This window comes from Escherichia coli DSM 30083 = JCM 1649 = ATCC 11775, assembly GCF_003697165.2.
Classification (GTDB): domain Bacteria; phylum Pseudomonadota; class Gammaproteobacteria; order Enterobacterales; family Enterobacteriaceae; genus Escherichia; species Escherichia coli.
On record NZ_CP033092.2, the window covers coordinates 1,159,340 to 1,172,916 of the forward strand.

The 13,577-nt window shown below is 54.0% G+C and carries 10 protein-coding genes; 4 read left to right on the forward strand and 6 right to left on the reverse strand.

The genetic code is table 11. From position 1 onward, the window contains the following. Positions 1-97: 97 nt before the first annotated feature. The gene (gene ascB / locus EAS44_RS06415) at positions 98-1,522 is read right to left on the reverse strand and encodes a 6-phospho-beta-glucosidase AscB (protein ID WP_000110376.1); all 1,425 of its coding nucleotides are present in this window, start codon (positions 1,520-1,522) and stop codon (positions 98-100) included. Positions 1,523-1,530: 8 nt separating this feature from the next. Continuing rightward, positions 1,531-2,988, reverse strand: coding sequence for a PTS cellobiose/arbutin/salicin transporter subunit IIBC (ascF, locus tag EAS44_RS06420; RefSeq protein ID WP_001107898.1), 1,458 nt, complete (start codon positions 2,986-2,988; stop codon positions 1,531-1,533). A 259-nt stretch (positions 2,989-3,247) separates the two neighbouring features. Between ascF and ascG the strand changes: the two genes are divergently transcribed. From ascG to hypF, 3 genes are all read left to right on the forward strand, one after another. After that, complete coding sequence (gene ascG / locus EAS44_RS06425) at positions 3,248-4,258, forward strand: DNA-binding transcriptional regulator AscG (RefSeq protein ID WP_024174326.1); 1,011 nt, start codon at positions 3,248-3,250, stop codon at positions 4,256-4,258. A 148-nt stretch (positions 4,259-4,406) separates the two neighbouring features. Beyond that, positions 4,407-4,934 (forward strand): electron transport protein HydN, encoded by a 528-nt coding sequence (gene hydN, locus EAS44_RS06430; protein ID WP_001078777.1) that lies wholly within the window; start codon positions 4,407-4,409, stop codon positions 4,932-4,934. A gap of 152 nt (positions 4,935-5,086) precedes the next feature. Next, positions 5,087-7,339 (forward strand): carbamoyltransferase HypF, encoded by a 2,253-nt coding sequence (gene hypF, locus EAS44_RS06435; protein ID WP_001350159.1) that lies wholly within the window; start codon positions 5,087-5,089, stop codon positions 7,337-7,339. 223 nt (positions 7,340-7,562) lie between these two features. On the opposite strand, the gene norW is transcribed toward hypF, so the two are convergent. Next, positions 7,563-8,696 carry an NADH:flavorubredoxin reductase NorW gene (norW, locus tag EAS44_RS06440; RefSeq protein ID WP_000064713.1) on the reverse strand — a complete coding sequence of 378 codons (1,134 nt, stop codon included), beginning with the start codon at positions 8,694-8,696 and terminating at the stop codon, positions 7,563-7,565. Further along, positions 8,693-10,132: an anaerobic nitric oxide reductase flavorubredoxin gene (norV, locus tag EAS44_RS06445; protein WP_000029638.1), complete on the reverse strand. Its 1,440-nt coding sequence runs from the start codon at positions 10,130-10,132 to the stop codon at positions 8,693-8,695. Before norV ends, norW begins: the two co-directional genes overlap by 4 nt. Before the next feature lie 186 nt (positions 10,133-10,318). On the opposite strand from norV, the gene norR reads away from it, so the two are divergent. Then, complete coding sequence (gene norR / locus EAS44_RS06450; RefSeq protein ID WP_000010727.1) at positions 10,319-11,833, forward strand: nitric oxide reductase transcriptional regulator NorR; 1,515 nt, start codon at positions 10,319-10,321, stop codon at positions 11,831-11,833. Here the strand turns inward: norR and gutQ are convergent. Then, positions 11,830-12,795, reverse strand: a complete 966-nt coding sequence (gene gutQ / locus EAS44_RS06455) for an arabinose-5-phosphate isomerase GutQ (RefSeq protein WP_001287404.1) — start codon at positions 12,793-12,795, stop codon at positions 11,830-11,832. The two genes, norR and gutQ, sit on opposite strands and share 4 nt — an antisense overlap. After that, on the reverse strand, positions 12,788-13,561 hold the full coding sequence (gene srlR, locus EAS44_RS06460; protein WP_000804544.1) for a glucitol operon DNA-binding transcriptional repressor SrlR: 774 nt from the start codon (positions 13,559-13,561) through the stop codon (positions 12,788-12,790). The genes gutQ and srlR overlap by 8 nt, the downstream gene beginning before the upstream one ends. Between the last annotated feature and the right edge of the window lie 16 nt (positions 13,562-13,577).

Below are 13,577 nucleotides of genomic sequence, written 5' to 3' on the forward strand. Positions count from 1 at the left end.
TTTTTGACTGATGCCAAACCCAAGATTGCCCGATGCGCAACGCTTATCGGGCCTTGTAGGCCGGATAAGGCGTTCACGCCGCATCCGGCACGGTTACTTACTCTAAATCTTCACCGTTACTGGCAATCACTTTTTTATACCACCAGAACGATTTCTTACGCGTGCGCGTCAGCGTGCCGTTGCCTGCGTCGTCACGGTCTACGTAGACAAAACCGTAGCGTTTGCTCATTTCACCCGTAGAGGCGGAAACTAAATCAATACAGCCCCATGTGGTGTAGCCCATCAGCGGAATGCCGTCTGCAATCGCTTCGCCCATTGCGCGGATATGTTCGCGTAAATAGCTGATGCGATAGTCGTCGTTAATTTCGCCATTGGCAGCAAATTCATCTTTTGCGCCCAGGCCGTTTTCCACCAGAAACAGTGGCTTCTGATAACGGTCGTACATCATATTCATGGTGATACGCAGACCGAGTGGATCAATACCCCAGCCCCAGTCGCTCACTTGCAGATACGGGTTACGCAGCGATTTCACCACGTTCGCCGCACTGCAGTTGTTGGCGTTCATCTCCGCCGAGGCGCAGCGCGAGGCGTAATAGCTGAAAGAGACAAAATCGACGGTGTTTTTCAGGATCTCATCATCGCTCGGTGCTTTGTCGATGGTTACCCCTTTTTCGCGGAATACGCGGGCAGAGTAAGCCGGATACGCGCCCCGCGCCTGCACATCGATAAAAAACAGGTTTTCCCGATCTTTCTCCAGCGCCGCCCAGACATCTTCCGGCTTGCAGCTGTAAGGGTAGAAGTTACCGCCCGCCAGCATACAACCCACCTGATTTTGCGGGTTAACCTCATGGGCGATTTTGGTGGCTAGCGCACTGGCAACCAGCTGGTGATGCGCAGCCTGATATTTCACCTGATCCTGATTTTCCCCTTCTTCAAACACCAGACCCGCGCCGGAGAACGGGCTATGCAACATAATGTTGATTTCATTGAAGGTAAGCCAGTATTTCACCAGACCATCAAATGCTTCAAAGCAGGTCCGGGCGTAGCGGCTGAAAAGCTCTACCAGCTTGCGGTTACGCCAGGAGCCATATTCAGTAACCAGATGCATCGGCACGTCGAAGTGACACAACGTGACCAGCGGTTCGATACCGTACTTTTTACACTCTTCAAATACCGCGCGGTAAAAAGCAATGCCCTGCTGATTGGGCGTCAGTTCATCGCCCTGCGGAAATAGGCGGCTCCAGGCAATCGAGGTGCGAAAAACCTTGAATCCCATCTCTGCCATCAGGGCGATATCTTCTTTATAACGATGATAAAAATCCGTCGCCTCATGGCTGGGATAAAACTCGTCATCGCGCAACTGAAAACGTTTTTCCAGCCCCAGTTTCACCGCCATTCGATGTTCGCCGTGCGGGATCATATCGACGGTGGTCAGCCCTTTGCCGCCTTCACGGTACGCGCCTTCAGACTGGTTGGCGGCAAGCGCGCCGCCCCATAAAAAACCTTGCGGAAATACTGACATTTTCATCCTCAATTAAGACTTACTTCTTTGGCGACGGTCGGTTGTACGCTCTGATGCTTTCGCGCCTCGGCAGTCGCTTCCTCAACAGGAATATCCTCAAAGCCGAGCAACAGTGTGAGGATGAACGACAGCACGACCGCCAGCGCCATGACGGCGAACACCCAGACGATGCTCATTGGATTCGCCGGATCGAAGAACTGCACGCTGGTAAATAGCCCCGGCGCTGCCATTGAGTGGCTGGCAAGCCCCGCCATACCGGCAACCGCGCCGCAAATAAAACCGCTGATAAGACTGGCGATAAGCGGACGTTTCAGGCGGATCGCCACGCCGTATAACGCGGGTTCGGAAATCCCCGCCATAATGGCTGATGCTGCCGCAGCCAGCGCCGTCTGGCGCAGTTCCGGGTTTTTCGTTTTCCATGCCACCGCCAGTGATGAACCGCCCAGCGACAGGTTAGCGCCGATCTCTGACGGCATGACCATCCCTTCTTTGCCGGTTTCGGCAATGGTCTGAATGATGGTTGGCGTAAAGACGCGGTGCATCCCTGTCATTACCAGCAGAGGCCACAGCGCGCCCATAATGGCGACTGAAAGCCAGCCCAGATAACCATGAATGGTGTAAACCAGCGCCGAAATGGCGCTACCGATCCAGATACCAATCGGGCCAATCAGCAGGATTGCCAGCGGTGCGGCAATCAACACAATCAGCATCGGCTTGAGGAAGTTTTTCGTCACCGCTGGCGTAATGCTGTCCACCCAGCGTTCGATATATGACAGGCACCAGGTCATCACCAGCGCCGGGATCACTGTGTAGGTGTATTTCACCGCGGTGACCGGAATCAGGGCAAATTCAACATGTTCACCCAGGGCCGCTTTCGCCATCAGCTCAATAAAACTCGGATGTACCAGCACACCCGCAATGGCAATCGCCAGCGACATATTGGTTTTAAATTTGATGGCGGCAGAAGCCGCGACCATCAGCGGCAGGAAGAAGAAAGCACCGTCACCAATCACATTCAGAATGATTAAGGTCGGCGATCCTTTTGTCAGCACGCCGCTCATCTCGAGGATCATCGCCAGCAGTTTGACCATCGATCCGCCGATAATCGCCGGGATCAGCGGTGACATGGTGCCGATCAGCGCATCGAGGACCCCCGCACCAATGCGACGTAGCGTGAGCTTTGGTTTACCCACGGGAGGCGCGGGTTGCAAGTCTCCCGGCAGCAGGCTGACGACTTCCTGAAAGGCCTGCGAAACCGTATTACCTATAATCACCTGACACTGGTTGTCACTACGTACCACGCCGAGCACGCCGGAGATGGTTTTCAACGTCGGACTATCGATAAGCTGGTCATCTTTGATAACAAAGCGCAAACGCGTCATACAGTGCGTGACCGCCGAGATGTTATCAACGCCGCCCAGTGCCGTTATCACCGAGCTTGCCAGCGCCGCATAATTTTTGGCCATCGGATTTTATCCTGTTATCAGTAGGGTAGATGTAGTTGTTATCAGTCGACGTGACGGAAAAATGCCGATGCTGAAACGGAATTGGGAAACCGGTTTCACAAAATCATGAATAGTTAACATGCAATAAGCAAGAGAGTTAATTGTTCATTTTTTATATTTGTGAAACCGGTCACCTGAATATTTTTCCCGCCGATTGCGCAAGGACAATCGGCAAACGGTGCAGTACACTGCGTTGATTGCGTGTAAAGGGATGAAAATGATGACGACGATGCTGGAAGTGGCGAAGCGCGCCGGGGTTTCAAAAGCGACCGTTTCCCGCGTGCTTTCAGGTAATGGCTACGTCAGCCAGGAGACTAAAGATCGCGTGTTTCAGGCGGTAGAAGAGAGCGGTTACCGTCCAAACTTGCTGGCGCGCAATCTGTCGGCGAAGAGTACTCAGACGCTGGGGCTGGTCGTGACCAACACGCTTTACCATGGCATTTATTTTAGTGAATTACTGTTTCATGCCGCGCGAATGGCGGAAGAGAAAGGGCGACAGTTGCTATTGGCAGATGGTAAACATAGCGCCGAAGAAGAGCGCCAGGCGATTCAGTATCTGCTGGATTTGCGCTGCGACGCCATCATGATTTACCCGCGCTTTTTAAGCGTGGATGAGATTGATGACATCATTGACGCACACAGTCAGCCGATAATGGTGCTTAATCGCCGCCTGCGCAAAAACAGCAGCCATAGCGTCTGGTGCGATCATAAACAGACCAGCTTTAACGCCGTGGCAGAGTTGATAACCGCCGGACATCAGGAGATTGCTTTCCTTACCGGCTCGATGGATTCCCCCACCAGCATTGAACGTCTTGCCGGATATAAAGACGCGCTGGCGCAGCATGGTATTGCGTTCAATGAAAAACTTATCGCTAACGGTAAATGGACGCCCGCCAGCGGTGCCGAAGGGGTAGAAACGTTGCTCGAACGTGGGGCTAAATTTAGCGCGTTAGTTGCCAGTAACGACGATATGGCGATAGGTGCGATCAAAGCGTTACACGAGCGCGGCGTAGCGGTGCCAGAGCAGGTGTCAGTTATCGGATTCGATGATATCGCTATTGCCCCCTACATCGTTCCGGCGCTCTCCAGCGTAAAAATTCCGGTGACTGAGATGATTCAGGAAATTATTGGACGGCTGATTTTTATGCTCGATGGCGGGGATTTCTCACCGCCGAAAACCTTCAGCGGAAAACTAATCCGCCGCGGCTCACTCATTGCTCTTTCGCGATAAACATTGTCATCACATGTCATCGTCACTAGTGTCGATGACATCGTTTTTCCTGTAGTACAGAATTTAATTTCCTTAAATAACAGTAAATTAAAAACTGGCATGATTTGTGAATGTATCGGCGCATTAACTGTTATTGCTGGAGAATTTGATGAACCGTTTCATCATTGCTGACGCGAGTAAATGTATTGGTTGCCGTACCTGTGAAGTAGCGTGCGTGGTTTCTCATCAGGAAAATCAGGACTGTGCATCGCTGACCCCGGAAACATTTTTACCGCGTATCCATGTCATTAAAGGTGTGAACATTTCCACGGCGACAGTTTGCCGTCAGTGTGAAGATGCACCGTGCGCTAACGTCTGCCCGAATGGTGCTATCAGCCGTGATAAAGGGTTTGTTCATGTCATGCAGGAACGTTGTATTGGTTGCAAAACCTGCGTTGTGGCTTGCCCGTATGGTGCGATGGAAGTGGTGGTGCGTCCGGTGATTCGCAACAGCGGCGCAGGGCTGAATGTACGGGCTGACAAAGCCGAAGCCAATAAATGCGACCTGTGCAACCATCGTGAAGACGGCCCGGCGTGTATGGCGGCTTGCCCGACCCATGCGCTGATTTGTGTCGATCGTAATAAACTTGAACAACTGAGCGCAGAAAAACGCCGCCGCACGGCGCTGATGTTCTAAAAATCTTACAGAACTGTTCTGGTATCAAAGGAATTCCCGGAAATATTCGTAGAATACGAAGCGGGCAGTATCGCCGACCTGTGACTGCCGGATGCGACGCTGTCGTGTCCGGCTGGGCGGGTTACGCAATTCATGATGGCGGGAATAACTCAATGGCAAAAAACACATCTTGCGGTGTCCAACTGCGTATTCGTGGCAAAGTGCAGGGCGTCGGTTTTCGTCCGTTTGTCTGGCAACTGGCACAGCAATTAAATCTTCACGGCGATGTCTGTAATGACGGCGATGGCGTAGAAGTCCGGCTGCTGGAAGATCCGGAAACGTTTCTTGTTCAATTGCATCAGCACTGCCCGCCACTGGCGCGTATTGATAGCGTCGAGCGTGAGCCGTTTATCTGGTCACAACTGCCCACTGAGTTCACCATCCGCCAGAGCGCGGGTGGCGTCATGAATACGCAAATTGTTCCCGATGCCGCGACTTGCCCTGCTTGTCTTGCCGAAATGAATACCCCAGGCGAACGACGCTGGCGTTATCCGTTTATCAACTGTACTCACTGTGGTCCGCGTTTCACCATTATTCGCGCCATGCCTTACGACCGCCCGTTTACCGTGATGGCGGCGTTTCCGCTGTGTCCGGCTTGTGACAAAGAGTACTGTGACCCGCTCGATCGTCGCTTCCACGCCCAGCCGGTGGCCTGCCCGGAGTGTGGCCCCCATCTTGAATGGGTAAGTCATGGTGAACATGCAGAACAAGAGGCGGCATTACAGGCAGCTATCGCACAGTTAAAAATGGGCAACATTGTCGCCATCAAAGGGATTGGCGGATTTCATCTTGCCTGCGATGCACGTAACAGTAACGCGGTGGCGACACTTCGGGCGCGCAAACATCGCCCGGCGAAACCGCTGGCGGTCATGTTGCCAGTGGCTGACGGTTTACCAGACGCTGCGCGCCAGTTGCTTACCACGCCCGCCGCGCCGATTGTGCTGGTGGATAAAAAATATGTACCTGAGCTTTGTGATGATATCGCCCCTGACCTTAACGAAGTCGGGGTAATGTTGCCTGCGAACCCGCTCCAGCATTTGCTGTTACAGGAACTGCAATGCCCGCTGGTGATGACCTCCGGCAACCTGAGCGGTAAACCACCGGCTATCAGCAACGAACAGGCGCTGGCGGATTTGCAGGGCATTGCCGACGGATTCTTGATACATAACCGCGACATCGTGCAGCGGATGGATGATTCGGTGGTGCGCGAAAGCGGCGAAATGCTGCGCCGTTCGCGGGGGTATGTGCCGGATGCGCTGGCTTTGCCTCCGGGCTTTAAAAATGTTCCGCCTGTGCTGTGTCTCGGCGCGGATCTGAAAAATACCTTCTGCCTGGTGCGCGGCGAACAAGCGGTGTTGAGTCAGCATCTGGGCGATTTAAGTGACGATGGCATCCAGATGCAGTGGCGCGAAGCGTTACGCCTGATGCAAAACATCTACGATTTCACTCCGCAATACGTTGTGCATGACGCGCATCCGGGCTATGTCTCCAGCCAGTGGGCGCGTGAGATGAATCTGCCGACGCAAACGGTGCTGCATCATCATGCCCACGCAGCGGCGTGTCTGGCAGAACACCTCTGGCCTCTGGATGGCGGAGATGTCATTGCGTTGACGCTCGACGGTATTGGTATGGGGGAGAACGGCGCTTTGTGGGGCGGCGAGTGCTTGCGGGTGAACTATCGCGAATGCCAGCACCTGGGCGGCTTGCCCGCAGTGGCGCTTCCGGGGGGCGATTTGGCTGCGAAGCAGCCGTGGCGAAACCTGCTGGCGCAGTGCCTGCGCTTTGTGCCGGAGTGGCAGAATTACTCTGAAACGGCAAGTGTGCAACAGCAAAACTGGAGCGTGCTGGCGCGGGCTATTGAGCGTGGAATTAACGCGCCGCTGGCATCGTCGTGTGGACGTTTGTTCGATGCCGTAGCGGCGGCGCTGGGCTGTGCGCCAGCCACGTTAAGTTATGAAGGTGAAGCGGCTTGTGCGCTGGAGGCGCTGGCGGCTTCGTGCCACGGCGTGACGCATCCGGTGACGATGCCGCTGGTGGACAATCAACTGGATCTCGCCACTTTCTGGCAGCAGTGGCTGAGCTGGCAGGCTCCGGTTAATCAACGCGCGTGGGCGTTTCATGATGCGCTGGCGCAGGGTTTTGCCGCGTTGATGCGTGAGCAGGCCACGATGCGGGGTATCACTACGCTGGTATTTAGCGGCGGAGTTATTCATAACTGTTTGCTGCGTGCACGTCTGGCGCATTATCTTGCTGATTTTACGTTGCTCTTCCCACAAAGTTTACCTGCGGGCGATGGCGGGTTGTCTCTGGGGCAGGGGGTTATTGTTGCGGCGCGTTGGTTGGCAGGGGAAGTCCAGAACGGATAAAACGTGCTGCATTTGGACACCATTGCCGGATGCGGCGTGAACGCCTTATCCGGCCTACATATTCATCCCCGCAGGTCGGATAAGACGCGCCAGCGTCGCATCCGACATTTTGGGACAGTGCAGGATGCGACATAAACGTATTATGTGATCAACACATGCGTTCCCTGTAGGTCGGATAAGACGCGTCAGCGCCGCATCCGACATTTGGGGCACTGTAGCTCGCCTACATCGACAACGTTTTCAACAATCCAAATGCCTCTTTCATCCGATCCTCACTGACCACAAAGGCGCGAAGCTGGTCAGCATCGTCAACGCCGCGCGCCACCATTCCCTGGCGTTCGGTATTAATTTGCCAGCGTAAATCCTGACGCTGGGTTTCGCCTGCCAGATGCAGCGGTAATTCCGGCGTTTTGATTTTCACCAGCATCGCCGGGAGTTTCAGCGGCGTGTTATTGCCGAGAAGATTTTTTGCCAGCACCATCGCGCTAAGTTGAATCGGCTGGAGGAACGGCAATACCTGACCGTTAATTTCCGCGCAATCGCCCAGCGCATAAATATCGGCATTACTGGTTTGCAGATAACTATCGACGCAAACGCCGCGATTAATCGTCAGCCCGGCGCGTCGTGCCAGGGCGGTTTCCGGGCGCAGTCCGGTGGCGGCAATTACCGCATCCACTTCGATGCAGCGCTGGCGGTCCAGCGTTGCCAGAATGCCAGAATCTGTTTTTTCTAGTCCCTGCAACTGAGATTTCAACAGCAGATGAACGCCCATCTCCGTCAACCGATGCTGCAAGCGGCTGCTGACTTCCGGTGGCATTAACGACGCCAGAATACTGGCAGCGTTGTCGATTAGCGTGACCGCTTTGCCTGCCCGACAAAAATCCATCGCCAGTTCACTACCAATCAAACCACCGCCGACAATCAACACGCGTCGGGCATCCCGCAGTTGCGTTTCACAGGCGCGATACTCTTGCTGACTATTTAACGTCAGCATTAACTCACGCCCGGGCACTGGCGGGACAAAGGCGCTGGCACCGGTTGCCAGCACTAACTTGTCGTATTGCCACTGATTATTCTGACTTTTCACCACATGGGCTTCGGCATCGATATCCGTTACCCAGGTGTGCGGAAACAGGCGCAGATTAAACTGCTCGGCAAATTCACCTGCCGTCTGGCGGGTAAGGTCGTCGGCACGTTGCCCCTGACTGATAACATGGCTGAGGTCAGGTTTGTTGTACTCATCCATGCTGTCGGCGGCAATCAGGGTTAATGGAATACTGGCGTCCTGTTTGCGAATATTTTTCACCAGTTGGCGGGCGGCGAAGCCCGAACCAATGATCACAATGCCGTTGCTCATTTTGCCTCCGATGCCAGTTCGTCAAAGACGTCTTTGCCGAGAGAGCATTCCGGGCACAGGAAGTTATCCGGGACTTCACTCCACGGCGTTCCTGGCGCAACGTCCTGCATTGGCTCGCCTTTTGCCGGATCGTAAATCCACTGGCAGACGCTGCATTGCATCCGTGGGCCGAGGTCAGCCGTCGTGGCGGCAGAGGTTTCTTCTTCAACCACCGTATTCACCGTGCTCTGTGGCAGCGGCGCGAGCGCCCACTGACGGGCGATTTCGCGACCGTGTTCACGACATAACTCCAGAGCGTCCTGGTCTGGTCGCCATTTGGCTTTCAGGCTAAGCGACATTTCGAAACCCGCATCCTGCAGGCGCGTGGAAAGACGATCCACCGCACCGCCGCTCCAGCCGTGAGAGCCGAAAGCGCTGGCGCGTTTGTTACGGAAGCGTAATCCGGTCATCTCCTCCACCAGCCCGGCGATTTTCGGCATCATCACATTATTCATCGTAGAAGTGCCGACCAGTACGCCTTTTGAGCGGAAGACATTGGTCAGGATTTCGTTTTTATCGCTTCGGGCGACGTTGAAAATTTTCACCGCCACGCGTGGGTCGGTTTCCGCAATCCCCTGGGCGATAGCGTCAGCCATCATGCGGGTGTTATTCGACATGGTGTCGTAGACAATGGTGATTCTGTCTTCCTGATAATCCGCCGCCCATTTCAGGTACAGCTCGACAATTTGCGTCGGGTTATCGCGCCATACCACGCCGTGAGAGGTCGCTATCATATCGACTGGCAAGTTAAAGCCCAGGATCTCGGTAATTTTCGGCGTTACCAGGCGGCTGAACGGCGTCAGGATATTGGCGTAGTAACGCTGGCACTGCTCGAAAAGCTCAGTCTGATCCACTTCATCGTTGAACAGATGCTCGTCGCAGTAGTGCTGACCGAAAGCATCGTTACTGAACAGCACCGCGTCGCCTGTCAGGTAAGTCATCATGCTGTCCGGCCAGTGCAGCATTGGCGTTTCGACAAAAATGAGTTGTTTGCCGTTGCCGATATCCAGCGTGTCGCCAGTTTTCACTACATTAAAATTCCACTCCGGATGATGGTGATGACCATTTATCGAGTCGATAGCGTTGGCAGTACAGTAGATCGGCGTATCGGGAATTTGTGCCATCAGTTCGGTCAGCGCCCCGGCGTGGTCCTCTTCAGCATGGTTAATTACGATGTAATCGATATCCGCCAGATCGATTTCATTACGCAGGTTCTGCACAAATTCGCGGCTGAATTTATGGTCGACGGTGTCGATCAGCACGTTTTTTTCTTCGCGGATGAGGTAGCTGTTGTAGCTGCTGCCGCGCAGCGTTTTATATTCTGTACCGTGAAAATCACGCACTTCCCAGTCACGTTGACCAACCCAATGAATGTTATTTTTCACCACAATAGACATAGCAACCTCAATTTATTCAGCGTGTTCTAAAAAGATGTCTTGCTAATTGCAGATTGCGTGCCAGTTTTTTATCTAATTGTTTTTACTCTATAAATAAAATTGTGCTCATTAATGAGTAGTCAAAATGACTATCAATAAAATGGTCGATATGACAATATCTATAGTCAAATTGACAGTGAGGCAAAGATGAGTTTTTCCGTTGATGTGCTGGCGAATATCGCCATCGAATTGCAGCGTGGGATTGGTCATCAGGATCGTTTTCAGCGCCTGATCACCACGCTGCGTCAGGTGCTGGAGTGCGATGCGTCTGCGTTGCTACGTTACGACTCGCGGCAGTTTATTCCGCTTGCCATCGACGGGCTGGCGAAGGATGTACTCGGTAGACGCTTTGCGCTGGAAGGTCATCCACGGCTGGAAGCGATTGCCCGCGCGGGTGATGTGGTGCGCTTTCCCGCAGACAGCGAATTGCCCGATCCTTATGACGGTTTGATTCCAGGGCAGGAGAGTCTGAAGGTTCACGCCTGCGTTGGTTTGCCGTTGTTTGCCGGGCAAAACCTGATCGGTGCCTTGACGCTCGACGGGATGCAGCCCGATCAGTTCGATGTTTTCAGCGACGAAGAGCTACGGCTGATTGCCGCACTGGCGGCGGGAGCGTTAAGCAATGCATTGCTGATTGAACAACTGGAAAGCCAGAATATGCTGCCAGGCGATGCCGCGCCGTTTGAAGCGGTGAAACAGACGCAGATGATTGGTTTGTCCCCTGGCATGACGCAATTGAAAAAAGAGATTGAGATTGTGGCGGCATCCGATCTCAACGTTTTAATTAGCGGTGAGACGGGAACCGGTAAGGAGCTGGTGGCGAAAGCGATTCATGAAGCCTCGCCACGGGCGGTGAATCCGCTGGTCTATCTCAACTGTGCCGCACTGCCGGAAAGTGTGGCGGAAAGTGAGTTGTTCGGGCATGTGAAAGGGGCGTTTACTGGTGCTATCAGTAACCGCAGCGGGAAGTTTGAAATGGCGGATAACGGCACGCTGTTTCTCGATGAGATCGGCGAGTTGTCGTTGGCATTGCAGGCCAAGCTGCTGAGGGTGTTGCAGTATGGCGATATTCAACGCGTTGGCGATGACCGCAGTTTGCGGGTCGATGTGCGCGTGCTGGCGGCGACTAACCGTGACTTACGCGAAGAGGTACTGGCAGGGCGATTTCGCGCTGACTTGTTCCACCGCCTGAGCGTGTTTCCACTTTCAGTGCCGCCGCTGCGTGAGCGGGGCGATGATGTCATTCTGCTGGCGGGGTATTTCTGCGAGCAGTGTCGTTTGCGGCTGGGGCTCTCCCGCGTGGTATTAAGTGCCGGAGCGCGAAATTTACTGCAACACTACAATTTTCCGGGAAACGTGCGCGAACTGGAACATGCTATTCATCGGGCGGTAGTATTGTCGAGAGCCACCCGCAGCGGCGATGAAGTGATTCTTGAGGCGCAACATTTTGCTTTTCCTGAGGTGACGTTGCCGCCGCCAGAAGCGGCGGCGGTGCCCGTTGTTAAGCAAAACCTGCGTGAAGCGACAGAAGCGTTCCAGCGTGAAACCATTCGTCAGGCACTGGCGCAAAATCATCACAACTGGGCCGCCTGTGCGCGGATGCTGGAAACCGACGTCGCCAACCTGCATCGGCTGGCGAAACGTCTGGGGCTGAAGGATTAAATAATCCCGGCCTGATAGAAATCCTGCAGGTTAATTGCGCCGGTGAGTTTGCCGTTTTCATCCACTACCGGTGCGGCGGTGATTTTGCGTTTCATCAGGATTTCTTTGGCGTCGATGGCACGGCTTTGCGATTGCAACGTGGTGCCGCCGACCGTCATCGCTTCATTGACTGGCGTGGTGAGTGCGCCGCCGCCAACCAGCCAGCGACGTAAATCACCGTCGGTAAAGACGCCTTTCACCAGTCGTTGATCATCGCACACTGCCACCAGACCTAAACCGGTGCGGCTAAGTTCCAGCATTGCGTCCATCACGCTGGCGGTTAACGCCACCTGCGGGATGGCATCGTCACGACGCATAAGATGATGCACTTTGTTCAGCAAGCGAGCGCCCAGTGCCCCGGCTGGGTGGGAGCGGGCAAAATCTTCTTCATTAAATCCGCGCGCCTGCATGACCGCCATCGCCAGCGCGTCGCCCATCATCAGGGTATTCACGGTGCTGGAGGTCGGCGCAAGGTGCATCGGGCAGGCTTCGCGCTCTACGGAGATATCCAGCACCGCTTTCGCCGCCAGGCCCAGCGGTGACGTCGGTTTTCCGGTCATTGCCAGCAGCGCGATAGATTTGTCTTCCAGACGCGGAATAATGAGATCCAGTTCCTTCGCGCCACCGGAATAAGAGATAAACAGCATCACATCGCGGCTTTCAATCATCCCCAGATCGCCGTGCAGTGCTTCTGCCGGATGGACAAAAAAAGCCGGTGTGCCGGTGCTGGCAAGCGTTGCGGCGATTTTCTTACCAATGTGGCCCGATTTGCCAATTCCCGAAACCACCACTTTGCCTTCGCAGTGCAGGATGATATTGGCGGCGCGAACGAAATCATCGCCCAGACGTTCCGGTAAATGGCTTGCTTCCTGCAACTCCAGCATTAACGTCTGACGTCCCGCGTTCAGTAGTGCTTCACTCATTGCTCTCTCCGGTTATGATCACGTCGATCCCTTTTTCTTCCAGCGCCTGACGAAACGCTGGATCGATACCTGCGTCGGTAATCAGCTTATCGACGCTTTCAAGACTACAAACCACGTTGGGGCTTTTACGACCAAACTTCGATGAGTCAGCCATCAAAATCACTTCGCGCGCGGCATTACACATCGCCTTACTGACGGTATAGACCTCGTTAAAGGTGGTTACGCCCGCATTGAGATCGATGCCGTCGGTGCCCATAAACAATTTATCGAAGGTGAAATGCTCGAAGGCATTCTCTGCCAGTTGCCCGTGAAATGAGGCCGATTTTTTGCGAAATGTTCCGCCTGGCATCAGTATAGTTTGTTCGTTATCCAGTTCGGATAGCGCATTGACGATGTGCAGGCTGTTGGTCATCACCGTGATGTTATTAAAGCGCGAGAGCAGGGGCACCATCTGCAACACGGTACTGCCAGCATCAAGAATTATTGAGTCGCCATCATGAATAAAACCAACGGCAGCTTCTGCAATCAGCTCTTTTTTGTGGGTGTTGATAAGCGTTTTATGATCGATAGGCGGATCGGATTCCTCTTTGTTCAACACCACGCCGCCATAAGTACGAATGACGGTTCCGGCATGTTCCAGAATGACCAGATCTTTGCGAATGGTTGTGCCTGTGGTGTCAAAGTATTGCGCCAATTCTTCAACCGAGCATTTACCCTGCTTTTGTAGATACTCCAGAATGGCGGCCTGACGCTGACGAGGTTTCATGGGCGTGATTACCTGA